Source organism: Geobacter sp. SVR, from assembly GCF_016865365.1.
GTDB lineage: Bacteria > Desulfobacterota > Desulfuromonadia > Geobacterales > Pseudopelobacteraceae > Pelotalea.
The window spans coordinates 2,333,681-2,357,387 of the sequence record NZ_AP024469.1 but is presented as its reverse complement, the minus strand read 5'-3'; the positions used below and the strand labels follow the sequence as shown (position 1 = coordinate 2,357,387).

General features: G+C 59.4%; 23 protein-coding genes and 2 riboswitches. Of the genes, 7 read left to right on the top strand and 16 right to left on the bottom strand.

Annotated elements, in window-relative coordinates:
- Nucleotides 1-78: 78 nt before the first annotated feature.
- A complete protein-coding gene (locus GSVR_RS10920) occupies nucleotides 79-2,061 on the bottom strand; it encodes an AsmA family protein (protein ID WP_173200650.1) in 1,983 nt (660 codons plus the stop codon).
- Between the two features lie 325 nt (nucleotides 2,062-2,386).
- Between GSVR_RS10920 and GSVR_RS10915 the strand changes: the two genes are divergently transcribed.
- Nucleotides 2,387-2,734, top strand: a complete 348-nt coding sequence (locus tag GSVR_RS10915) for a hypothetical protein (protein WP_173200652.1) — start codon at nucleotides 2,387-2,389, stop codon at nucleotides 2,732-2,734.
- 4 nt (nucleotides 2,735-2,738) lie between these two features.
- A complete protein-coding gene (locus tag GSVR_RS10910) occupies nucleotides 2,739-3,290 on the top strand; it encodes a hypothetical protein (RefSeq protein WP_173200654.1) in 552 nt (183 codons plus the stop codon).
- Nucleotides 3,291-3,329: 39 nt separating this feature from the next.
- On the opposite strand, the gene GSVR_RS10905 is transcribed toward GSVR_RS10910, so the two are convergent.
- From GSVR_RS10905 to GSVR_RS10870, 8 genes are all read right to left on the bottom strand, one after another.
- Nucleotides 3,330-4,184, bottom strand: coding sequence for an IS3 family transposase (locus GSVR_RS10905; RefSeq protein WP_203978876.1), 855 nt, complete (start codon nucleotides 4,182-4,184; stop codon nucleotides 3,330-3,332).
- Nucleotides 4,181-4,480 carry a transposase gene (locus GSVR_RS10900; protein ID WP_173202482.1) on the bottom strand — a complete coding sequence of 100 codons (300 nt, stop codon included), beginning with the start codon at nucleotides 4,478-4,480 and terminating at the stop codon, nucleotides 4,181-4,183. Before GSVR_RS10900 ends, GSVR_RS10905 begins: the two co-directional genes overlap by 4 nt.
- An 88-nt stretch (nucleotides 4,481-4,568) precedes the next feature.
- Nucleotides 4,569-5,045, bottom strand: coding sequence for an NUDIX domain-containing protein (locus GSVR_RS10895; RefSeq protein WP_173199319.1), 477 nt, complete (start codon nucleotides 5,043-5,045; stop codon nucleotides 4,569-4,571).
- Between the two features lie 62 nt (nucleotides 5,046-5,107).
- Nucleotides 5,108-5,914 (bottom strand): C40 family peptidase, encoded by an 807-nt coding sequence (locus GSVR_RS10890; protein WP_173199321.1) that lies wholly within the window; start codon nucleotides 5,912-5,914, stop codon nucleotides 5,108-5,110.
- A gap of 101 nt (nucleotides 5,915-6,015) precedes the next feature.
- Nucleotides 6,016-6,094: riboswitch (cyclic di-GMP riboswitch) on the bottom strand.
- 72 nt (nucleotides 6,095-6,166) lie between these two features.
- A riboswitch (cyclic di-GMP riboswitch) is annotated at nucleotides 6,167-6,267 on the bottom strand.
- A gap of 239 nt (nucleotides 6,268-6,506) precedes the next feature.
- Nucleotides 6,507-8,897: an ATP-dependent DNA helicase gene (locus tag GSVR_RS10885; RefSeq protein ID WP_173199323.1), complete on the bottom strand. Its 2,391-nt coding sequence runs from the start codon at nucleotides 8,895-8,897 to the stop codon at nucleotides 6,507-6,509.
- 326 nt (nucleotides 8,898-9,223) lie between these two features.
- Entirely contained in the window at nucleotides 9,224-10,456 is a 1,233-nt protein-coding gene (dinB, locus tag GSVR_RS10880) for a DNA polymerase IV (protein WP_173199325.1), read from the bottom strand.
- Between the two features lie 226 nt (nucleotides 10,457-10,682).
- Nucleotides 10,683-11,105 carry a four-helix bundle copper-binding protein gene (locus tag GSVR_RS10875; RefSeq protein WP_173199327.1) on the bottom strand — a complete coding sequence of 141 codons (423 nt, stop codon included), beginning with the start codon at nucleotides 11,103-11,105 and terminating at the stop codon, nucleotides 10,683-10,685.
- 69 nt (nucleotides 11,106-11,174) lie between these two features.
- Entirely contained in the window at nucleotides 11,175-12,719 is a 1,545-nt protein-coding gene (locus tag GSVR_RS10870; protein WP_173199329.1) for a cytochrome B6, read from the bottom strand.
- A gap of 217 nt (nucleotides 12,720-12,936) precedes the next feature.
- Between GSVR_RS10870 and GSVR_RS10865 the strand changes: the two genes are divergently transcribed.
- Nucleotides 12,937-13,116, top strand: coding sequence for a CsbD family protein (locus GSVR_RS10865; protein WP_173199331.1), 180 nt, complete (start codon nucleotides 12,937-12,939; stop codon nucleotides 13,114-13,116).
- Between the two features lie 101 nt (nucleotides 13,117-13,217).
- On the opposite strand, the gene GSVR_RS10860 is transcribed toward GSVR_RS10865, so the two are convergent.
- The 5 genes from GSVR_RS10860 to GSVR_RS10840 all read right to left on the bottom strand — a co-directional run bounded on the left by GSVR_RS10860 (nucleotide 13,218) and on the right by GSVR_RS10840 (nucleotide 18,743).
- Nucleotides 13,218-14,519: a cyclopropane-fatty-acyl-phospholipid synthase family protein gene (locus GSVR_RS10860; protein ID WP_173199333.1), complete on the bottom strand. Its 1,302-nt coding sequence runs from the start codon at nucleotides 14,517-14,519 to the stop codon at nucleotides 13,218-13,220.
- A 75-nt stretch (nucleotides 14,520-14,594) separates the two neighbouring features.
- Nucleotides 14,595-15,065, bottom strand: a complete 471-nt coding sequence (locus GSVR_RS10855; protein WP_173199334.1) for a universal stress protein — start codon at nucleotides 15,063-15,065, stop codon at nucleotides 14,595-14,597.
- Between the two features lie 150 nt (nucleotides 15,066-15,215).
- Complete coding sequence (locus GSVR_RS10850; RefSeq protein WP_239077523.1) at nucleotides 15,216-16,226, bottom strand: cytochrome d ubiquinol oxidase subunit II; 1,011 nt, start codon at nucleotides 16,224-16,226, stop codon at nucleotides 15,216-15,218.
- Complete coding sequence (locus tag GSVR_RS10845) at nucleotides 16,213-17,541, bottom strand: cytochrome ubiquinol oxidase subunit I (RefSeq protein ID WP_173199338.1); 1,329 nt, start codon at nucleotides 17,539-17,541, stop codon at nucleotides 16,213-16,215. The genes GSVR_RS10850 and GSVR_RS10845 overlap by 14 nt, the downstream gene beginning before the upstream one ends.
- Before the next feature lie 53 nt (nucleotides 17,542-17,594).
- Complete coding sequence (locus tag GSVR_RS10840) at nucleotides 17,595-18,743, bottom strand: L-dopachrome tautomerase-related protein (RefSeq protein WP_173199340.1); 1,149 nt, start codon at nucleotides 18,741-18,743, stop codon at nucleotides 17,595-17,597.
- 491 nt (nucleotides 18,744-19,234) lie between these two features.
- On the opposite strand from GSVR_RS10840, the gene GSVR_RS10835 reads away from it, so the two are divergent.
- Nucleotides 19,235-20,068 (top strand): alpha/beta fold hydrolase, encoded by an 834-nt coding sequence (locus GSVR_RS10835; RefSeq protein WP_173199342.1) that lies wholly within the window; start codon nucleotides 19,235-19,237, stop codon nucleotides 20,066-20,068.
- Nucleotides 20,069-20,184: 116 nt separating this feature from the next.
- Nucleotides 20,185-20,607: a rhodanese-like domain-containing protein gene (locus GSVR_RS10830; protein ID WP_239077522.1), complete on the top strand. Its 423-nt coding sequence runs from the start codon at nucleotides 20,185-20,187 to the stop codon at nucleotides 20,605-20,607.
- A 145-nt stretch (nucleotides 20,608-20,752) separates the two neighbouring features.
- Here GSVR_RS10830 and GSVR_RS10825 read toward each other — a convergent pair whose 3' ends face one another.
- Nucleotides 20,753-21,529, bottom strand: coding sequence for a sugar phosphate isomerase/epimerase (locus GSVR_RS10825; protein ID WP_173199343.1), 777 nt, complete (start codon nucleotides 21,527-21,529; stop codon nucleotides 20,753-20,755).
- On the bottom strand, nucleotides 21,526-22,272 hold the full coding sequence (locus GSVR_RS10820; protein ID WP_173199345.1) for a nucleotidyltransferase: 747 nt from the start codon (nucleotides 22,270-22,272) through the stop codon (nucleotides 21,526-21,528). The genes GSVR_RS10825 and GSVR_RS10820 overlap by 4 nt, the downstream gene beginning before the upstream one ends.
- 442 nt (nucleotides 22,273-22,714) lie before the next feature.
- On the opposite strand from GSVR_RS10820, the gene GSVR_RS10815 reads away from it, so the two are divergent.
- A complete protein-coding gene (locus GSVR_RS10815) occupies nucleotides 22,715-22,963 on the top strand; it encodes a hypothetical protein (protein WP_173199347.1) in 249 nt (82 codons plus the stop codon).
- 140 nt (nucleotides 22,964-23,103) lie between these two features.
- Nucleotides 23,104-23,676 carry a TetR/AcrR family transcriptional regulator gene (locus tag GSVR_RS10810; RefSeq protein ID WP_173199349.1) on the top strand — a complete coding sequence of 191 codons (573 nt, stop codon included), beginning with the start codon at nucleotides 23,104-23,106 and terminating at the stop codon, nucleotides 23,674-23,676.
- Nucleotides 23,677-23,707: the final 31 nt, after the last annotated feature.

The window sequence follows — 23,707 nt, the reverse complement described above, 5'->3', positions numbered from 1 at the left end:
TTTCATCTTTACGATGAAGACCGGACCGGTCCCGCGGCAGCACGTCCTCTCGAACCGCCTGCGCATCCGTAAACGCCGCTATCTACCGAAAATTCCCTTCAGTCCCTTTTCAAGAAGCTCCTGCTCAGGGCGCTTCGGTTCTCCTTCCTGCTTCTTCAGGAATTTCTCCTCGATCGTCTGCTGCAGTTTTTCCCTGGCCCTGGTTTTGAGCTGCTGTCCCGCTACGGATGCATCGATCCCGAATCTGGGGGATGATGCGGTTCCACCGACCTTGAGCGGCAACAGGCCCCAGCCTTTGTCGTCGGTCAAAAACCTCTTGATATCCCCCTGCGCCACCCTGCCGGTCAGCTGGGGGGAAAGGCGCGTGACCAGTGACAGGTCCAGGCTTCCATCCAGCCCGGCTGTCCCCTTCTGGGTGATCTGAACATCCCGACCGGATATGCCGCTCTCGATCCTGGCCCTGCCGCTTTCGATCCGGAACGTTCCGGAGAAGGTGTCGAATGCAATCGAGCGCAGTTGCTCCAGGTTCAGGAACAGCGCCAGATGCTGCACCAGCCCCGGCCCGGTCAACCTGCCTTCGGTAAATTTGAAGTCTCCCCGGCCGCCCAGGCTTTTCCTTATCGCAGCAGACGAAGTTCCCATACCGGCCAGTTCGGCGTTCAGGGCGAGTTTCCCGTACAAGGTGCCGGACGCTTTCGGTGCAAAGGCGGCAGCGAGCTGCTCGGCCTGCATCCCCCGCACGGTCAGCCGGGTCGACCATCCGAATCCATTTTGGCGCAGATCGATCCTGGCCGTGTCCGCAAAGGTGCCGCCCGCGGCATTTCCGGAAAACTGATCGATAGTCAGAATGTTGTCGATCAATCGATACTTCAGCAGAACGTTGCTGACCGTCACTCCCTTGTACAGTACCTGCCCCAGTTGCACCGTCCCGGACGCCCGAACCGGCAGGTCGAGCGGTCCCGGCTCCGGTTTTGCTGCGGCCCCACCGGCCGGCGAGGTCGGCTCCTGCTTGGCCGTCACCGGCGCCAGGTCAAGGCGTTCGGCCTTGATCTCGCTCGTGATCGAAACCGGCTTGGCAGAGAGGTGCGTCACGGCCAGGGCAATCTGCAGCTTGTTCGCCCCCATGTTCAACACCAGGTCCCGCGACGAGAGGGCATCTCCCTTCAGCTCCAGTTTTCCTGTCAGAGACGGACGCTGACCTGCTGCCGAAACCTGGACGTTTTCCAGTTGAAGCTCCCCATCCTTGAGCAGCCCTTTCGGTGCCGCCACCGGCCCGGCACAATGCAGTCTGGCTTTGATGACTCCGCCGGGATCGTAGCCTTTTGCCTTGGCGGCAAGTCCGGCCGGCAGGCCGGCGATCAGTTTCTTCAGATCCCCCTCTGCCACGCGGATAACGGCATCGATAGCCGGTTTTGTTGCGGCACCGGTTAAGGTGCCCTCCGCCTCCAGCCGGGCCCCGGGGATGCCGGCACCGGCGCTGAAGGGGAGGGGTTTTTCCGGGGCGATGTCTTTGGCTGAAAATTCGATATCCCTGATGGTGTAGACAAAGGGAGAGCCGAATTTTCCGGTACGGTCTTCGTATGACACTTCACCTTTGGAGAGGGATGCCTTGGATACCAGCAGATCGATCCCCCCTTTTTGCTTCGGTTTCTCCGGTGGTGCCGTCGGCTTTTCGGCCATGATATCGGAGTAATTGAAACTGTTGTCCGGCATGCGCACCACCCTGATGTGGGGGGCGTCGAGCCGGATCTCATCCACCACGATCCGCTTCGAGAACAACGGCCAGAACTGGTAGTTGAGCTTGACCTGTTCCACCTTCACGAATGTCTGCGCCCCATCCTTTTCCATGATGGTCAGCCCTTGTACGACAATTCCGGAGAAGATGCGCACATCGATCTCCCCTATCCGTACCGGACGGTGCAGTCTTCTCTCCGCGGCTTCGGTCAGCGTCGCTTTGACACGCTCGGGAGTTATGACGACTTTGGCCACTACAAACATCCCCAACAGCAGCGCCGCCACTACCGCGCAAACGATTCCGGCTATCCTGATCGGCTTCTTCATGGCAGGCCCTCCCGGTATCGAACGTACCTGTCTAATACTTTAGCAGATTCGGGGAAAAAGGAAGGTCGCGCGGAATACCGTTCTGCAATTGCTGATGGCCTTCCGTTGCGGATATTGCATCACCCTCTATAATTACAGGTAGCCGTATACCTCACACGGGAAATCCTGCCGGATAGGCGGGTAAGCTGTGGAAACGCCCCTTTTCGGCAGGCAGTCCGTCGATACCGGGAACATCTCCACCCTCAATTACCCCGGTATTTCAGCTACTTGTAGCATGTGCATATCCTGGGATATAATAAAAAGAATTACTGGAAGGAGGCGGGCCATGAAAAAAGGCGAACTGACCTGTTCAATGGCAATGGCAAAACTTCTGGCCGCTGTTCCCGAGGATGCGGAGATAGGATCGGCAGCGGTTTTCGTCGGTATCAAAGGGGGGGGGGTATTCATGGGGTCCCACATGGATGCCAACCCGGAACAGATAGCCACCATGCTGAACGCCTTCAGCGAGGCCAAGCGCTCGGTCATTGAAGGCATCATCCGGGAGCATGGCATGGAAATGCTGGTTACGGTGATGTTCTATCTTGCCAGCAGCAACGCCGAATCGCTGGATGTGGAAAACGATCCCAAACAGATTTTCCGGCAGTATTTCGTCTCCCGGCGGGAGGAGGAATAGCCGCATGCACGAGGAAGCGGTCCCCTCAAAGCGCGAACAGTCTGCCATACACGAGGCCGCACATACCGTCGTGGCCACCATGGTCCGTCGGGGCATCGTTGAGGAGGTGTTCATCAGCGACACGGCCGTGGACATCGATGAGGCCTACGACGAACTGAATGTCACGGTCCACGGCCTCACCGGAGGGGTCCGTTTCCACCGCATGCAGACCACGGTATTCGAAAACGGCCTGATCGCCTACAGCGGCTTCTTCGCCGAGTGCGAAAACCTGTTCCGCAGCGGCATCGATCTGGGGCCGCTGCTGCCGCAGTTGCGGGAGCAGGCTGCCCACGACATCGACAGCTACCATGCCCTGCTTCATTCGGAGGGACTTTCGGACGGGGAGATCCAGAGCGTGATCATTGATATCGGCGGGGCGCTCAAACACTACTTTGACAGCGGCATATGGGAAACGATCCGCAGAGTGGCCGATGCCCTCCTGGAACGGGGCCGTTTGAACGGAGAGGAGGTCCTGGAACTGATACCGGCGGCCATTAATGAAGGGAAGGCGTTCTGATCCTGACCTGTCTTCGCAATAGAGGACACACTCAAAATTCTATGCTGCCATCTTTAGCTCCTGCTGCTCAAACTGTTCAGGAGTGAGATAGCCAATCGCAGAGTGAATCCTCTTGCGGTTGTAGAAACCTTCGATGTAACGAAATATCCGGCTCTGTGCTTCTTGCCGGGTCGTGAAGGAGCAGTGGTAAATCAGTTCTCTCTTCAATGTGGAGAAAAAGGTCTCCGTAATTGCATTGTCATAGCAGCATCCGGTTCCGCTCATGCTTTGGATGCCAGCTGCTTTCCCGACCACGGCACGAAACCGTTTGCTGCAATATTGCGAACCACGATCCGTGTGAAAGATGAATCCTGGTGACGGCCGACGCCTGACTATCGCATTGGTAAGGGCAGCTATAACAAGATCATCCGTCATGCGTTTGTTCATGCTCCAGCCCACGATCCGGCGGGAGAATACATCGAGGACCACTGCCAAGTACAGCCAGCCCTGGACCGTTTCAATGTACGTTATGTCGCCGGTCCAGAGCCGATTGGGAGCGTCAGCGGAGAATTGACGCTTCACCAGATTGTCCGCTACAGGACGCTTGTGATCTGAATTCGTTGTAACCTTGAACTTCCGCGTCGTCTTGACTTTAAGGCCATTTTCTCGCATCAGGCGCCAGATGCGGTTTTTACCGACGCGCCGCCCTAACTGCCGTAGGTTATGGGTAATCCGTTTCGCGCCATATGTTTTGTCGCTCTCTTCGAAGGCTGATTTGATCGTTGGCAACAACGCCTGGTCTTCGCGCTGCCGATTCGTTACTCGGCCGGCCGCATGGGCGTAGTACCAACTCCGAGTCACTCCCAGAACTCGGCACATCTCCTTCACTCCGAATTCGGAGCGGTGCTCGGTTATGAACCCGAATAACGATGCGGATCCGTTGAGAAGATGGCCACAGCTTTTTTTAGGATTTCACGCTCCCGACGGAGTTGCTCGTTCTCTTTGCGGAGTTGCTTAAGCTCTGCTTCGGCAGATATTTGACTGGCTATAGCCGGATCCTGCTGGTCACGGTGTTTCCGGATCCATCCTTTTAAGACTCCATGCGTGATCCCGAGACTGCTTTCAACTTCGCGAATGGTGCGGTTGTCTTCCAAAACCAGCTTCACCGCTTCAGCTTTAAACTCGGCATCGTATTTTCGGTTCATTCTCATGACACACCCTCCTGGTCCGTTAGGATATAAGGTGTGTCCTCAAATGTGAAGATAGCTCATCCGGACAGATGTTTGCCCCACCCTTTTCTCACCGTTCCCATCTTCGCCATTTCAATGCGTCACACAGCCGGTCGAGAAGGGGGACCTGCCCTGTGAGCAGTTTCTCCCCGGCCACGGCTATCGTGAACCACTCCGCCCGGTCAACCTCGGGAAACTCCTTTGAGATTCCCGTTCCAGGGGGCCATTCCAGTACGAAGCAATTGCTCCTGATGCCGGCCGGATCGCACTCCCCCTGAACTGCCCAGGCCGTTACCAGCTTCCCCCCGGGCTGGCGTACCGTCCCAAGTTCCAGAAACAAGCCCTGCACCTCGAAGCCGGTCTCCTCCCGGAATTCCCGTCTGGCAACCGCGAGAGCATCCTCCCCGGCCCCGTATTCCCCCTTGGGGATCGACCAACTGCCTGCATCCTTCTTCGCCCAGAACGGTCCCCCCGGATGGACCAGGAATACCTCCAATTGCTCATTCCTGAAGCGGTACATCAGTATCCCGGCGCTCTTTTTCGGCATGGCCTGCTCCTCATCGGTACATGGTACCATAAGAAAACGGCATTGCCCGGACATTGCAACGCCTACAACCCTGCCAGCAGTTGCGGCAGCGGCTCCCCTTCTGCAGCCGGCAACCGCCGCGCCCCCACGTATCTGCTGCGGTAATAGGGGGTATCCATGTTGGAGATCACGACGCGGCCGCTTCCGGACGAGGCATGGATCATGCGGTTGTCCCCCAGGTAAATGGCAACATGGGAGGGATAGCGGGCATAGGTATGGAAAAATACCAGATCCCCTTTCTTCACCTCGTCCGGCGGTATTTCCGTACCGATGCCGAACTGCTCCCGGGCGGTGCGCGGTATCGGTATTTTCAGGCCTGAATAGACCCGCTGTACAAAGGCCGAGCAGTCCATGCCCCTGACGCTGTTACCGCCGAACCGGTAGCGGGTACCGACCAGACGGAAGGCAGCCTCTTCCAGGGGCCGCACCTCGTCCCCAAGCTCAGCCGTGAGAATCTCTTCCGGTACTTCCTGGGGGGCAAGCCGCTCCGTTATCGAAACCCGCGCCGGCTTGAGTTCCCCCTGCCGGGCTTGTAACGAGATCAGCTTTTCCGCCGGTTTTTTTGCCGAGCGTTTTTTAGTATCCCGCTCCGGAGTGCGCCGCGGTTTACCGCTCCGCTGCCGGTGGGATTGCGCCAGCGACGTTTTCCCCTCTTTCCCTTTTGTAGTGCGCCCCCGCTCTTTGCGGGGTGACTGCCGTGCGGTGTTTTTCGACGTGGACCGCACGGCTGCCCCGCCTTTTTTCTCCTTCGCTTCAACCGCAGGGGTGACAATACACAAGCCAACCAGACACAGAATACAGAGACATGCGGTGCGGATAATGCCGGTCATGGGGACTCCTTTCGCCTGCTCATAACAATCAGGTTGCCGGCTTCCCCCGCTGACGGAAGAGCGGATAAAAAGACAGCCGGGAACCTCATATCGTTTGATATTTCGGCATCCCGGCTGTCTTCGATCCAAAGACCCTAGGCTTTCCGCCCCACCCTCACGGATGGTTGAGTATTATCGTATATCGGTTTTATGTATATCGGTTTTACCTGTGCAAAACGCAAAAAAGCCGGGAGCCGAATCAATGATTGATATTTCGGCATCCCGGCTGTCTTAGCTTGAGAACGTATGAAAAAGTTCCGTTAAGATCCTAGGCTTTCCGCCCCACCCTCACGGATGGTTGAGTCTTGTCGTATATCGAGCTGCAATTGTGACTGCAAAGTACAGGGCGGGAAACGGTCTGTCAATCCGATTTTCCGGCCTGCATCAGTGCGCACGTCGACGTACGACCACACAATAATTATAAATTTATTAAAGGAATCTTTTGAATCCTCATAACCGGAAGAAATCAGTCAATAAGACTTACTTCCTCCTTATGGTCCCATCGGTACAATTATACTATTCACATGTTTTAAAAATAATACTTCCGCACCCTTCATTGAGAGCTGGCCCAGAAGGCGGCCACGTCCGCGAGAATACTCTCTGAAACCAGCTCCGTGACTTCCGTTTCGAACCAGTCCGCCGGCATGGCGCGGCTGTAGCTCTCTTCCGTGAAGCGGCTGTCCATCAGCACGATCAAACCGCGGTCCCGCTCGGACCGGATCACCCGGCCGGCAGCTTGGATCGCCTTTGCCATGGCGGGAATCGTATAGGCATACTCGAATCCCGCGCCATAGCGGCGCTGGTAATACGCGCGCATCTGGTCCCGCTCCAGGTCGAAGTTCGGCAGCGGCGGACCTACCACGAAAGCGCCGATCACCATCTCGCCGGCATAATCGACCCCCTCGGAAAAGGAGCCCCCCTGTACGGCAAATACGATGGTCGGCCCGGACGGACTGCGAAGCCGTTCCAGCACCTCATCGACCTGCGCGCCGCGCATGCCGCGTTCCTGCCTGAGTACCGCGAAACCCTCCGGTGGGGTGAACAGGGCTGCCACCTGTTCCAAAAATTCAAAACTGGGCAGGAAGACAAAATAATTGCCGCGGCGCAAGGCTGCGATGCGCGTGATGGCATCCGCAATGCGAACGTAGTTGCGCTCCCGCCGGTCATAGCGGGTGGAGACCTGTGGGATGACCAGCAGCTTCCTGCGCTCTCGGGGAAAAGGGCTGTCGAATTCATTTATCTTTACACTATCAACAGTTAAACCTGATAACCTCGCGTAATACTCGAATGGCTTCAGCGTAGCCGAGAAGGCCACCACCTGCTGGTAATCCTCGTACCTGTCCTTCAGCATGGCCGAGGCATCGCAGCAGGTAATCCTGAGCGTGCCGCCGGCCGGGTGAGGATGAAAGGTCGTGAAAAATTCGTCCCGCTCCGGATCGAGCGCCAGCTCCAGCATGGCACTGAACTCGGCCCATGAGAAGCACAGCCGCAGCACCGGGTCCTGCGGTCCAAGCTCGATATCCGCTTCCAGATAGCCTGACAGAAAGGCGCGCAGGCGGGCATCCTGCTCCAGAAACGGGGCAAGCGGAGGATCGATGCGCATCGACCGCGAGCTGCCGGAGGTACGGCAGGCAGTCACGGTGCCGAGGCAACCATCCAGAAACTGCTCCGCCTCCGAACGGAAGCGCTCCGCAATTCCTCGGATTGCCCCCCGCATCCCTTCCAGCGCCAGTGACGAGAGTGCCGGTGAATAGTACTCCATGGCGCGGCCCGGCAGGTTGTGGGCCTCATCGATCACCAGGTTGGGCTTGCCGGTCTGGTCCACTGCCAGTGGAACAGTGCGCCCCAAGGCCGAGCGCGGGGCAAAGACGTAGTTATAATCGCAGATCACCACATCCGCCTCGTGGGCGCAATCGAACTGCAGCTCAAAGGGGCAGACCCGGTATTCACGCCCCAGCTCCCGGAACAGACTGGCCTTCAGGCGCCGCTTGCGGGCCAGGATCTCCGGCAGGCGGAAGCGCTGCAACTTGGTGTAGTAATCCCGGGCATACTCACAGACCTCGGGATTGCAGAGCGGCTCGTCCTGAAAGCAGATTTTGCCCTTGGCCGTCACGGTCAGGGACTTGAGCCTGGCGCCGGTCTCCTGAAAACGGGCCACCGCGTCTTCGGCCACGCCATGCTGGCTGTTTTTGGGGGTAACATAGACCACCCGCTGCCCGCGCGAGAGGGCCTCCTTCAGCACCGGATGCAGCACCCCCACGGTCTTGCCGAGGCCGGTGGGGGCCTGGAGCAGCATGGCCTGCCCCAACCGCATGCCCTGCTCGATCTCCTCCATCAGCTCGATTTGGCCGGCGCGCGGGTTCGCAAACGGGAAGGCAAAAAAGGCTGCCATCCTCCGGCGCCGGAGGGCGCGTTTTTCGGCCTGCCGCGCCTCCTGCGCCAGCTCGTCCAGACGCAGCGACAGCCACTCTTCGTAGGAGGAGAGGTCGAGAGACAGTTCCCTGTCGATTGACCGGCCGTTGCGGGATGAAACCAGATGCAGGCTCAGGTCCGGGATCACGCCGTACTCGCACCAATAGAAATAACCGTAGGTCAGCAGTTGCAGGGAATACGGGTGTCCGAAGGGGCTGTTGTCCAGCCGCCGGATCAGCTCGGCCAGGTTGAAGGCGCTCTTGATCTCCTCGATCCGCGGCTGATCATGCAGGAAGATGCCGTCCATGCGGCCGTCCACCCGGAAACTGAAGCTTCCCCGATCGAAGGTACGGCTGAGCGGTACCTCGGCCCGGTAAGCGGGATCGGCCTTGGCGCGCCGTTTCTGCACGCGCTGGTGGATCTCTTGCCCTTCGGCCGCCTGCCGGCCATAGCCGGAATGGGGGTCGAGGCTGCCGGAGCGTGGGCTCGGCACGGCAAAATCGCGTAGCGGAATCGTGATGATTTTATTCATAGCTTTAAGAGGTTGTGTAATTCCCAGTTGTTCAGCAAATGAGCAGATCGTCGCACCCACAGAAACTCCGGCATGACGTTCACTTCGGCTTCCATGCCTCACGGGCAGGTTTACAAGTAACAAAGCTGGGGTTAGGAGATGAATTCGTGACGCCGGAATGCCGGAGCGCCTGGAAGAGCCGGGGCCCCAACGTCGCATGTGCAGCAGCAATTGCCCTGTCAGCCGGCCCTCCGCGGAAGCGCTCCATGCCGCGGAAAGGCAAGGGCAGAGGCCTTTCAGGGGCGGAGGCATGGAGGTTACGGATTCATCGCGCCGGCCAGCGGAATCTACTCTACCTTCTTGATCCCTTCCGGCCTCCAACTGGGGGGAATCACCCCCTGCCCTTTCTCTTCCTCCCCGGCCAGCAGGCTCCCCAGGGTCACCGACCGGGCGCCGAAGCGCTCATTCAGGACGTCCATGGCCCTGGCCGCGAACAGCCGCTTGCGCTCTTCAGCGAACAGCGGCAGCTGCTCCCCCTCGTGCTTCAGATTCGAGAGCCGCACCCCCAGGAGCCGCACCGGCTGTTCCAGGGTAACGGTGTCAAGGATGCTCACCACGGTGCGGTAAATGTCGCCGCTCAGGTTGATGTGCCGCCCCAGCGAGGTCTGCTTGCCGAAGCTGCTGAAGAAGTCGGCATACCGCACGTAGAGCGTGACGGTCTTGCCGCTCAGGCCGTAGCGCCTGGCGCGGCTCCCCACCCGTTCGGAGAGCTGCAGCAGAAAGCGCAGGATATCCTCCCGCCTCTCCACGTCGCGCTCCAGGGTCATGGAATGCCCGACGCTCTTGACGTCGTCGTCCTCGCCGTGAGGGACTACCGGTGCATCGTCGATCCCCTGCCCCATCCGCTTCAGGCGGCTCCCCACGATGCCGAACTTGCGGATCAAACGCTCTTCGTCGCAACGCCCCAGCTCGCCGCAGGTATGGATCGACATCATATTCAGGTGGCGCTGCATCTTTTTGCCGATACCGCACAATTCGCCGATAGGCAGCCGTTCCAGGACCCGGGCCACCTCTGCAGGGGGGATTACGGTCAGGCCGTCCGGCTTCTGCATTTCGCTGGCCAGCTTTGCCAGCAGCTTGTTGGGGGCGATGCCGATCGAACAGGTCAGCCCGAACTCCTGTCTGATGCGAGCCTTGATCTGGCGGGCGATCCGTTCCGCACCTCCAAACAGCGCAAGCGAACCGGTGACATCCAGCCAGGACTCGTCGATGCTGAAGGCTTCCACGTCAGGGGTGTAGTCGAGGAAGATGCGATTGATGCCGGTGGAAACCGCAGCGTATCGGCGGTTGTTCCCCACTACCATGATCAGCTCCGGACAGCAGCGCAGGGCTTCCCATTTGGCCATGCCGGTCCTGACCCCGAAGGCCCGGGCCTCATAGGAGGCGGTGGTGACGATCGCGCGGTTGCCGCGCCCCACCACGGCAATCGGTTTACCGCGCAGATCGGGGTTGTCCTGTTGTTCCACCGAAGCGAAAAAGGCGTTCATGTCGACATGAATGATGGTGCGGGGGATACTCATGGGACCACGATTGAAAGGGGATGGCAACAGTCAGACTATACCAGAGCCGGGGTGGCACCGTCGACAGGATTGAAGGATGGAGGTCGTTCCGCGCCCGTCCGACGGCTACCAGAACGGCCTCCATCCTGTGTTCGCGATCCCTGAAAGCAGTGAGCTATCAGCCCTGCATGGCTGATGCCCCTTTTCCTTCCGGAACCGATTTCATCGTTCGCACCGGAACGATGACTCAGTGGGCAAGCCCCGCCCCTCCCGGCAGTTCCGCCAGAAGCTGCCGGGAGTTCCGTTCGCACTCGCGGCAGGCTTCCGCACAGATCCTGCAATGGCGGTGCATCTCCGCATGGGTTTCGCACTCCCGGGCGCACAGACCGCACATGGTGACACACACATCCAGCAGGATACGCATGAACTGCGGTTCCGGTTCGGTCTGCCTGGTGAGAATGCGGGCCGTTGTCCGGCAGATGTCGGCGCAGTCCAGATCCAGCCGGATGCATTTCCGCAACGTCTGCACCCGTTCCTCTGCCAGGCAGGCATCGGCACAACTGGTGCAGGTTTCGGCGCATTGAATGCACGCCTCTATGCAGGAGACGAAACTGTGCAGTTCGATCAGGGTTTTCCGGGGATGGGATTTGAGCACCGTTTCGATTGCCATGTCGTTCTCCTCCAACGGCTAGGCTTGATAAAGCTTCCGTGAGTCCTAGCGGAACAATGCCGCTGCCGGTTACAGTACCCGCATGAATGCCACCAGGTTCGCTTTCTCCTCTTTGGTCAGCTTCAGCTCCAGCACCAGGTTGAAGAACTCCACCGTATCCTCCAGAGTCAGGCAGCGGCCGTCGTGCATGTAGGGGGGGCTCTCCTTGATGCCCCGCAGGGTGAAGGTCTTGATTGGTCCGTCCCCCGGCTCGCGTGTGAAGCGCTCCATTTTCAGGTCGTGCATCTGCTGGTCCATGTAGAAGGGGGGGATGTGGCAGTTGCCGCACTTGCCCTTTTCAAAGAACACCTTTTGGCCCGCTAATTCTGCAGGAGTCGCCTTTTTAGGGTCCAGCCGGCCGCTCGTGTCCAGCTTGGGTGCCGGGGGCACGCCGAACATGTTCTGCATCTGTGCCATGTGCGCCACCTGGACGCGGCTGATGATGTTCATGCCCTTCTTGGCGGCATGGATCTCGTCGCCGTTGAAGTAGGCGGTGCGCTGTTCGAACTCGGTGAAATCCTCCACCGAGCGCAGGCTGCGCTTGGAACCGTGGATCTGCTGGTTGAAAAGCCCCCTGAGGCTCGTGGTGTCGAGCCGGAAGCGGCGCTCCTGCGGGCGGATGTCGGGACTGAGGTGGAATTGGCCGGTGGTGTGGCCGTTGACGTGGCAGTCGAGACAGGCCACCCCCAGGCTCGGCTGCGGGCTCTTGCGGTCATCGGTCGGGTTGAACTCCTCCTGGGGGAAGGGGGTCAGCAGCATGCGCAGACCGTCGAGCTGCACCGGCGTCAACAGGTCCTTGAAGAGACGGTAGTAGTTGTTGATCGACACCACCTCGCCCTGGGAGACGTCACCCAGCTCGGGCCGGTTCTGCAGGAAAATGGCCGGTGGAAACTCGGGCAGAAAGGCGTCCGGGATGTCGAAATCAACATCAAAGCGCTGCAGCCGCGGAAACATGTCGATCTGCATCTGGGGGAAAACCTGTCCCCCCGCTACCTGCTTGGGATGCGGCAATGGCGGATAAGGGAAGAGGTTATTCTGGCGCATCGCCTCGGGAGAAGTGACTGCCAGTTGCTCCCAGGTGGTCCCCTGCGGCAGCCGGGCGGTCGGGCCCACGGCAATCGGCTTTCCGCGGGTCATTGTAACGTCCGGAGAGAGGTTCGGGGTCAGGTTGTAATGCGACTCCAGATACCGGCGCTGCTGGTCGGCCACTTTCTGTTTCTCCGCCAGGTCGGCCTTGTAGACCTCCTCGAAGGTGGTGGTCATCGGTTTTTTGGCATTGAGCGGATCGCGGTAGAAATCGAAACCTGATATTTTCCCCTCTTCGGGCTGTTTGGTAAATTCGGTCGATGACGGTTCCGCCTTGGTGGCGCTGAAATTTTCCGGTTGGTCATGGGATGTCTTTTTCTGCTCGGGGCGCTTCACCGGCACATCTTTGGGGGTCTGGGCATCCATGACCGCGTCATAGGGTGCCGTGTTCTTCGGTTCCTTTTTAGGCTGTGTCCACGATTCGCTGCAGACAAAGGTCAGCCCCCCTGCCACCAGCAGGGTCACCGCCGCTTTTCCGTGTCGCTCCATCGTGTCCTCCTTTCACTGTCCTGGTTCTTTCAATATGGTTCTTTCAATATCTTGCTACTACTCTACTGGCGCCATGTTGAATTGCCATTCGGCATCCGTCCGTAATTGCGCTAAGCCATGAGCGGAATATAATGTTGCAAAAGGGTTGAGAAGCTATCTGACAGTGTATTTATTACGGAAAATGGATATAATTGAATGCAGAGAGGTGGTGATAACAGTGAGATCCGGAATCAAGGATACCGCGAAAGGCAAGTTTCATGAGGTAAAAGGCAAAATCAAAGAAGCAACAGGAGAACTTGTCAACAGCCCTAAAACGGCACTTGAAGGACGTGACGAAAAAGTAGCCGGAAAAATACAGAAAAACGTAGGTAAAGCGGAAAGAAAACTCAACAAATAAAGGAATTCTCTTCCTTTCATATATTAACATTCGGCACATAGCCGAAATAAGCCGCCTGTTGGGCGGCTTGTTTTTTGAACGGAATTTTTCCTACTGTTCCTCTATCCCGACGGTTTCCCCTCCTCTTGTTCGTACCAGTCCCCCCTGGTCAGCGGCAGACAGGATCTTCCCTCTGCCGGCTTTACCAGGAGCGTCTGGTAGAGGTTGAGCCTGGCAATATCGAAGCCGTGTGCCGAACCGGCCATGTAGATGCGCCAGATGCGGTAGGTTATATCGTCCGTAAGGCGGCAGGCCTCTTCCCTGGCTTGCTCCAGGCGCTGCACCCAGTGCCTGAGCGTCAGGGCATAATGCTCCCGCAGCGATTCGAGGTCGCGTACCTCGAACCCGCTGGCTTCCGCCGCCCGCAGGGTGTCGCTGATCAACAGCAGCTCCCCGTCCGGGAATACGTACCGGTCGATGAACGAGCCCCCCTTGCGCGAGCGATGGTCCAGACTGGCTGCAATGCCGTGATTCAGGAAAATGCCGCCGGGATGCAGAAGGTCCCATACGCGCCTGAAATACTCCGGCAAGCGTTTCTCCCCCACATGTTCGAACATCCCGACGCTGACCGCCTTGTCGAATCGCCCCTGCCCCTCCAGTTCCCGGTAATCGCACACCTCCACGCGGCAGCGCCCCTGCAGGCCGGCTTCCCGTATCCGTTCGCCGGCCAGTTCAGCCTGCGGCGGGCTCAGGGTAATGCCGATGACCTCGGCACCGAATCGTTGAGCCGCATGGATTACGAGCCCTCCCCAGCCGCAGCCTATGTCCAGGAGCCGCTCCCCCGGCTTGAGCCGCAGCTTGCGGCAGATATAGTCGAGCTTCTGCAGTTGTGCATTATCGAGGTCGTCGTCCTGTTCGGTGAAATAGGCGCAGGAATATACCATCCGCTTATCCAGCCACAGGCGGTAAAAGTCGTTGCCCATATCGTAATGGAACCGGACCGCCTCCCTGTCCCGCTTGCGGCTGTGGTAATTCCCCCTCAGACTCGCTCCCCGCCCCTCCTCCTCCGGCATCCCCCTCTCGGAATTGAGTAAATTCCAGCCATGGCGAATTCTGTCCAGGGTGCTCCACCGCCTGTCAAACAGCCGGTCCGCCAGCCGGAAGGCGGCCACGATGTCCCCTTCGATATCCAGCTCACCGAAGATGAAGGCTTCGCCGAGCCTCAGTTCGTCGGGTGCCGTGAACAACCTGCGCAGACCGTCATGGCTGTTGACGACCAGGGTAAAAAGCGCCCTGTCAGAGGGCCGTGAGTTCCAGACGGTACCATCCCACAACCGCAGGGCAAAGGGGGTGTCCTGCAGATCGGGCAGGAGGTCCCGAAGAAATGACAGGCTGGCGGGCAACGATCGACTCATCTCGTTCATGTGCCCCTCCGTGCTGCGATGTTCAGATGTTCATTCCGATGCCTGCATGCAGTCCCCCATCGGCCTCGGAGGGCACTAGGACACCGGGCCCGGTTCATGCTTCAGCAGCAGTATCGAACAGGGCAGCGTGCGGATCAGCGCATCGTTTTCGCCGCCGAACAGAAGGTGCTCCAGGCGCCATTCCTCATGTGCCAGGACAAGAATCAGATCGATCTTCTCCTCGGCCACGATCCGCACTATTTCGGAAAGCGGCTCCTTGTCGCTGACGAACTCCTTGATGGGGAAGCCGTCCCTGGTGACCTGGCGGACCGTCTGGTCCAGTTCCTCCTGGTACTGCTGCCTGCTCGACAGGTAGTTCTTGTATTCCTCTCCCTTGATGAACAGACCCGGGGCATTGACAGCCTTCATATCTATCGGATCGGAGACCAGACGCAGAACGCTGAGCCGGGCGTCGTACTTCCGGGCCAGCTTCACCCCTTGGAGCAAAACATCCCGGCTATACTGCGTCAACCGGTTGATGACGAGAATCCCTTCCACAGTATCCATGGCACCTCCCCTTATCGATCAGACACGATCTGTAACAGGATTAAAGCGACTCCCCGCGGACCGGTGGTGCTATGGAGAGTATAAACAGCGCTGCGCCGCACAAGGTGGCTGACGAGGATGGCGGCGAGATGCCCGTTTTTTAACAACCTTTTAAAGCTCCGGACCGAGCTGCGGGTCCGGCTGGCCGCGGAACACCCGATACAAGAGTATCAGCGAAGGTGCCAGGACGACGATGCCGAAGGGGAGCACGGATAAGAAGGCGATCAGCGTTGATCGGGGCGCCGCGGCTGCCGACAGGGAGAGTTGGCCGGTCAGCAGGTCAGGGAACATGGCGGCGCAGAAGCCGGCAATCGTCAGAGTGACCGTGGCGGCCGCGCTAATCTGCCCCAGCAGGTATCTGCGACGCCAGAGCATCGTCTCGGTGGTGCTGCCGGCAACAACTGCCAGGGCCACGCAGGCCAGGGGCCAGCCGCCGAGGAGACGGCTGGCGAACAGCGGCGCATCCGCCCTGGCCAAGGGGATTGCTGCAGCCGTCACCATCCCCAGGACGAGGCCGGCGATCATGCCGTAGCGCCTGAAATCCTCCTGCAGCCCTCCTGTCGTGCGAACCGTCATGTAGATGGGTGCCAGGTAGGCGCAGATGGCCATGCCGGTCACTCCCCCCACCACCGTAAAGGGGGTCAGCCACTGGGTCGCTCCCGCTTCGGCGGCGTAGTGCACCGTAATCCTGCCGGTTGCCGTGGCAGTCACCGCCACACCGAGGGCAAAGGGGGTAAGCACGCTGGATATCTCGAAGGTCCTGGCGATCAGGGGCACGTCCCTGCCGGTCTCCCGGCCGTAATGCCTGAACGCGAAAGCCGCCCCCCGCAGGTTGATGCCGACCAGGGCAATCACCAGTGGCGTCAGAAGAGCGGTGAAAAGGGGGGCGAATCCTTTGGGAAAGGCGGTGAACAGCACCACCACCACGAAGATCAGCCAGACGTGATTTGTTTCCCAGACCGGCCCGATGGCATGGAACAGCGCTTCACGCTGTTCGCGGGCCCGGGGTCCCGAGGCCAGGGCGGTCCAGATGCCGCCGCCGAAATCCGCCCCGGCGAACACGGCATACATCACCAGCCCGAGCAGCAGGGCCGACGCTGCAAGAAATTCAAGTATCGACACGCTGTCCCTCCTGCCCGGCATCGATGCCTTTAGTTTCCGACCGCTTGAGCAGCATCTTCAGAAGTCCGGCGGTAAGCGCGAGGTAGACGATCAGGAACAGGAACAGCACGATGCCGATGCCGCTGTTCGTGGTGGCCCCTTCCGCAACGCGCATGTGCCCCTGGATGATCCAGGGCTGGCGCCCGAACTCCGTCACCAGCCAGCCGCTCTCCAGGGCGACCATACCGAAGGGGGATGCCGACAGGATCGCCCGCAGCACCCATCTGTCCTCGGGGACCGATCTCCTCCGCCAGCGCAGCCACCAGAACAGGGCGGCCACGGCAACCATGATGAAGAACGAGCCCACCATCAGATCGAAAAAGGGATGCACCAGGCGCGGGTCCGGAGTGGTGCCGGCGGGAAAGGCGTCCAGCCCCTCCACCACGGAATCGGGATCTCTGTGGGCCAGCAGGCTGAGGAGCCGGGGAATCTCGATCCCGTAACGCACCTGTTGCGTGGCCGGGTCGGGCCAGCCGCCGATGATGAGCGGTGCGCCGGCCGTGGTGCGAAAATGGGCCTCCATAGCGGCCAGTTTCGGCTTTTCGTGCGTGGCAAGGAAAGCCGCCGAAAAATCGCCGGACAGAAACATCAGCGGCAGGCAGGCGCCGGCCACGGCCAGCGACAGGGTCAGTGCGCGCCTGTTCTCGACGCTGGTCCGACCGCGCAGCATGGCCAGGGCGTAGATGCCCGCCATGGCGAAGCCGGTGGCAACGTGGGCCGCCATGGTGCCGTGAAAAGCCTGATAGGCCAGCACCGGGTTGGCCAGCACCCGGAACGGCTGGATGTCGGTAAACGCGCCATCCACGACGCGAAAGCCGGTGGGCATATTCATCCAGGCATTGGCGCTGATGACAAAGACTGCCGAGGCCGCAGCTGAAACGGCGAGCGGGATGGTGCACAGGAAGAGTGACCGGCGCGACAGCCTCCGCTCTCCGTAGATGTAGAGCGCCAGAAAGATGGCCTCGGTAAAGAAGGCGAAACCCTCGATTGAGAAGGCCAGCCCGATCAGGGGACCACTCGCCTCCATGAAACGGGGCCAGAGCAATCCCAGCTCAAAGGAGAGTATGGTGCCGGAGACGGCGCCGATGGCGAACAGCAACCCGGCCGGGCGTATCCAGCAGCGGGCGAGCCGGTGATATTCATCGTTTCCGGTGCGCAGGGCCAGCCATTCGGCCAGCATCAGCATGAACGGCAATCCGATGCCGATGGTGGCGTAAATGATGTGAAACCCGAGCGAAATCCCCATCAGGGCGCGGGCGGCCAGGATATTGTCCATGATGCATCCCCCGGAAACCTGAACTCACGGCTGAAAAGCGGCACCTGCCGCTTTCAGAACATCGGCAGCAGAATCTTGTACACCCGGTAGGGGAGCACCCGCCGGTCCTTGCCCCCATTGAAGCGCGGCATCTTGTTGATCTGCGAGTCGGTCATGTAGAGCACCTTGTCGGGAGAGAGGGCAAGGCTGTCGGGCCACTGCAGGCGCGGGTCGCGCACCACCGTCGTATAGTTGCCGTCTTTGCCCAGGCGCTTGATCCCCTTTTCCACCGGAAGGGTCAGGTACAGATTGCCCTCCTCATCCATCAGCATCCCGTCCACCAGACTCGTCTCCATGACCTTTTCAACCCGGGCGGCCATCTGCTCGGCAGACAGGGCCGGATCCGTGAGGTACTTTGTCCCGATCCGATAGAGCCCCCTGGCGTTCAGGGCGTGATAGTAGAGATAGTCCCCGCCGGAATCCAGGGCAATGCCATCCGCATGGATCTGTGGCGGCCGTCCGTTCTCCTGCAGCAGCGGCTTCCCGTCTATTTCGGACACATACCCGGCCTCGGCCTTGGTGGAAGGACTTCTCGCCAGAACCCGCCTGCTGGTACCGTCCTTCAGGTTGGTGACCACAATGGCCCCTGCTCCTGAATCGGTGATGTAGGCCACTCCCCTGGCAGTATCGATGCGGACGTCGTTGAGGTAGCTGTTCGGCTGAATGACGCTGTCATCGAACAGAATCACCTGTTCCACCCGGTCGGACGCCAGGTTCACCTTGACCAGCTTCGCCCCTCCCCTGATGACCCCTTTGAAGGAGGGGGAGGCGGGATCAAGGATCCAGAGGTTATTGGCCTTGTCCACAACCACGCTCTGCACGCAGATGAAATGCTGCGACAGCTGCGGGTCGCCGGCCTGCCCCACCCAGCGGTTCCACGAGCTATCGGGATACGGGCGCAGGGAACCGTCCGTAAGCAGCTCTGCTACCGAATAGGCGGGGGCTTTGTCCCATCGGGGGAAGGAGATGAAAATACGGGCATCGGACGAAATGGCAATGCCGGTGGGTTGATCGGCCAGCCGGGCATATTCCATCAGCGGGTCCCGGGCCACCGGTGCCGGTACGTCGGCATTCGGCGGCAGCGTACTGCAGCCTGCCAGTGCGGCCAGCATCGCGCACAGCAATCCCGCCACCACAATCGCTGCAATCGGTCTGCCTGCCATTCGGCACCTCCTTGGGTGTACATTTCTGTGTAAAGTCTCACCCCCCACTCACCCCTTGTCAAGTTAGCCCGCCTCGAAACAGCCGGCACCAGGGTGAGTCGGTCGCGGCTGCCGAGGCTTTTTGATACATTTATAAACGTTTCCGTTTTAATGTCTCATTTTGTGTCAATACCTATCAAAACAAAGCAAAGAGCCTCAATTCAGTCGTACACCTAAAGCACTTGTCCTGTTCATCCTGTCAGCAGAGTCACAGCACGCATCAATGCTGTATCAATATCTATCAAATCATAGCAGTGCACGATGCTCCGACAGGTCCATCGGGACTTGGACCGTCTCCTGTGACCCTGGCCGCTCCCGCCGGCAGTAATGGGAAAAGACAGGCTACGCCGGTGGAATTGAAACACTTGGGATATCCCGCCGCCCGTTTGAAATCACCCCCTGAAGTGATACCCTTCACTCAGGAACACGAAGATGCAAGAAAGGAGATGTCTATGAATTTCATTACCGTCGGCCGGGAAAATTCCGGCACCATTGACCTTTATTACGAAGACCACGGTTCCGGGCAGCCGGTGGTGCTGATTCATGGATGGCCCTTGAGCGGCGCATCCTGGGAGCGGCAGGTGCCGGTCCTGGTCCAGGCGGGCTACCGGGTGATCACCTACGACCGGAGGGGCTTCGGCCGTTCATCGAAACCGGTATCCGGCTACGATTACGACACCCTCTCCAATGACCTGCACGAGATCGTAACGAAGCTCGATCTACGCGACGTCGCGCTGGTTGGCTTCTCCATGGGGGGAGGCGAAGTTGCCCGCTATCTCGGGACCCACGGCTCCGAACGCATCAGCAAAGCGGTCTTCATGGCTGCCATTCCCCCCTTTCTGCTGAAAACCCCCGACAATCCGGAGGGGGTGGACGAAAGCGTATTCATCGGCATCCAGAAAGCGATCAGAGACGACCGTCCGGCATTTCTGGCCTCATTTTTCGCCAACTTCTACAATGTCGACATTCTCGGAGGAAAGCGGATCAGCGAGGAAGCGGTCCGCCTCAGCTGGAACATGGCCTCCGGCGCATCGCCGGTCGGTACCCACGACTGCGTGCGGGCCTGGCTGACCGATTTCCGCAGCGATCTCAAGAAAATCCGTATTCCGGTACTGGTCATCCATGGCGACAGCGACAGGACCGTGCCGCTGGCGGCATCGGCGGCGCAGATGAGCCGGTTCGCCGAGGGAAGCACGCTGATGGTCGTGCCGGGGGCCCCGCATGGCCTGAACTGGACCCATTACGAGGAGGTGAACCGGGCCCTGCTCGAGTTTCTGGGGACGTGAGGGGCACGTTTCATCGGTTACGACGATAGCTGGCAACATATTCAACGAAAATACCAATTTGACCACTGCCGTGTGGTATGGAACAATTTTCACCATTTACCGCATGGGAGGAAAGGATGTTCAGAACTGTTTGTATGGTAGTGATCCTGGCAACACTGATGGCCGGTACGGTGCTGGCCGAGTCGTACAATTACGTGAAGCCCGAGACGATGAAGACGTGGCTCGAAACGAAAAAGCCGGTAATCGTGGTGGATATTCAGGTTCCGGCCGAATTTGCGAAGCGTCATCTGCCGGGATCGGTGGAAACCAACGCGTTTCCGGTCAAGAGCGACGAGGAGAAAAAGCGCCTGGAAAATGTGCTGGCAACGATCGGCAGCTCCCGTGACGATGTGGTCATCGTCTGCCCCCGGGGGGGTGGTGGAGCCAAGAACACCTACGAATACCTGAAGTCGAAAGGTGTGGACGAGAAGCGCATGTACATTCTGGAGAAAGGCATTGAAGGCTGGCCCTACCCGCAGATGTGCGCCACCGGGAGATAGAACGGACAACTCGGAAAAAAGATGCGTCAATTCGAAGAAGGAGGACAGGGAGGCACCCTGCCCTCCTTTTTTGTATGCAAACGCACGCCCGGTAAGCAAGACGATGGGAGCGAAACCGGCACCCCTGTTCCTCCGTTGGCATGCGTCAGGCGCCATCCCACATGGCCCGCAGCTTTTCGGCGCTCAGGCTGAGGTAGTCAGGATCGGGGGTGAAGACCTCCAGGGTGATGGTGCCGTCATAGCCGGCCTGCTTGACTGCCCGCACGTGACTGGCCACATCGATGGTGCCGGCCCCCAGCGGGAGATGAAGATCGGCAGTGCCCCCCTTGTTGTCGTGGAGGTGGACATGCCGGACCCGCTCGGCAAAGCGGGCCAGAATGCCCTCCAGCGTACACCGTTCAACCATCAGCTCGGTGTGGCCGATGTCCAGGTGCAGCCCCAGTTGGGGCTGCGGATCGAGCAGCTGGCCCAGTTGATCGGCACTGTTGAAGTCGCCGGGCAGGTTTTCGATCATGATCCCCACCCCACTCCCCTCGGCGACCTGGAGCAGTTCGGCAAGGCTCTTCAGGTTCTGCCGGATCACGAACGTGCGGCTGTGCATCGGTGCGTGCCGATCGGGATGGATGTTCATCCAGGCCGCTCCGATTCCGGCAAAGAACTCCAGCGAACGGCGGAAGGCCTCCACTGCCCCCCGGCGCACCTCCTCGAAGGGATGGCCAAGGGGGAGGTAATAGGCGGTATGTCCGACAACGCCCAGACCATGGTCGTCCAGGGCCTGCCTGACCGTCAGCGGATCGCACTGCCACCATCCCGCTCCCGGCGGCTCCAGGGTCAGGTCGACGAAATCGAGCCCCAGGGCGGCAAATCTGCGGATCTCGTTCACCGGGTCCGCTGCGGGATGGTTCATGGCGCCGATCTTCATGACTCTGCTCCGCAGAACCACTGCCCGGCCGCAAGCAGGGCTATTTTGTCCTGGTCCGCCGGCGGGCCGAAATGGGGTGGCGGCAGCCCCAGTTGCTCCCAGAGATGAGCCGGCACCAGCGCTGCCCGGCCGGGGCAGAGCCAGCGAAAGACGCTCATCACCCCTCCCAGGAGCAGGCGGTCATCCCCCAGCATCTCCAGCAGGCGTGACCATCGGAGACCGTTCACCCGGGTGTATAGCAGATTCAGGATATCCGGCCAGTCGGTCCGGTCCGGCTTCAGGATATACAGCTTGCTCACGATCAGCTCTTCCAGCGGAATCAGCCGCACCCGGGTCCCCCTGACCGTCACCTCCCAGCCTTCGGTCAGCCACTGTTCATCCACCGCAGACTTGCCGTTCAGCGTTTTCCAGAGCACGTCCACAATAGCCCCCTGCCGGAACGCGCGATAGCTCCAGGTCCGGTCATAGGGGAGCTCGGTATACTCATCGAAGCCCAGCCCCCGGAGCATGTCCAGGAGCGCTCCGCTTTGCTCCTGCCGCACAAAGAGGTCCAGGTCCTTGGTATTGCGGGGGTGCCCAGAATAGACGGAAACAGCCAGGCCACCGCCGATGACGAAGCTTATACCGCGCCTGGCCCCCTCTGCGAACACGGGATCATAAACGGCCCACTGTTCCGGCGGCACGAGCCGCGTCAGAAGAACGCCCCCCTTTTCCATTTCCTGTTCCATTTGTCCGCCGGACATCTCTTTTTCACCCCTGCCGGCACAGTGCTCGGAACGACACCATGTGCCCGTCAGCATCACACGAATGAGACACTGGAATTGCCACGATTCATGCTCGTTCCTCTTTCAAAAGTGTACTCCCCTCCCCGTTCTATGCAATGTGAACGGTGGCTTGCACAACCGAAACGGAGGAGGATTTGTGAGAGTGTGAGCCGCTTTCAGAAGCATGTCTCGGCACCGCATTTTCTCTATCGCCCGGCACTCTTGTGAAAAATACAGGGGGTTGCTACCATAAAACCAGAGATGCGAAAGAATACCCTGGGTTCAAGCCCGAAGACGCACACCCGGGAGGTGATGACGAAAGCCCATCTCACAAAGTCGATCCGATACATCATGGTAAGCCCCGTCATTCCACTGGAACGGGGCTTTCTCTTTCGTATGGGTCGCCGGAAGGAGAACGGTCATGTACGAAAATGCCAAACAATATCGGGATATCGTTGCAAAGGAGGTTGCCGCCCTGAAGGTCGCCTGCAAATGCCCGATTCACGACGGCCAGGCGGGCAGATGCCCCCGCTGTGGCAGGAAAGGTATCTGGGACATTGCAGGTATCGGCCTTCATCTGGGATATGGCAACAGCATCTATTACAGCACGGTATTTTACGGGTGGCGCTGCATCATGTGCGATATCAGCCGTGATGCCGTAGTACATTAAAGACGGGATTCAGGCAGGTTGTAATTCATGCACGTCAAAATCGGGCGGCCTCTCAGCAGGTCGTCGACCGTATCCTGTTTTTTTGTTTTGACATTTCGGACCAATTGGTACAAATACGGGGCATGTCGCTCGGCAGACCTTTGACATACAACCCTGACACGGTCCTGAACGCCGCGCTGGAGCTGTTCTGGTCCCAGGGCTATGAGGCGACCTCGCTGAACGATCTGCTGACTGCCATGAGGCTGTCCAAAAGTAGTTTCTACCAGGCTTTTGGAGGGAAGAAGGAACTGTTTCTGCGCTGTGTGGAACGCTACCGGGGAAGGGTCGATGAACTGCTGCGCGAAAAATTTGCGGCTTCACGCTCCGCACGTGCCTTCATCGAGCAGATCCTGCTCTCTGCGGCTAACGAGTCGCGGCAGCCGCTGGCATTGCGGCGCGGCTGCCTGCTGATGAATACCGCCACGGAATTTGCTCTCAAGGACAGCGAGGTGGCGCTTCAGGTGAACAACGGCTTTGAAAGCTTGCGGGCCATCCTGGGCGCAGCGATACGGCGCGGCCAGTCCGAACAGGACATCGCTGCCGATCTGGATCCGGACAAGGCGGCCAATTACCTTCTCAGCAGCCTGGGAGGCCTGAAGACCGTGGTCAAAGGGGGAGCTGATGAACAGCAGGTTCGCGATATCGTTGCCGTTATTCTGAGAGCGCTCGACTGATTTTTTTTGAAGATTTCTGGACTAAGCGGTC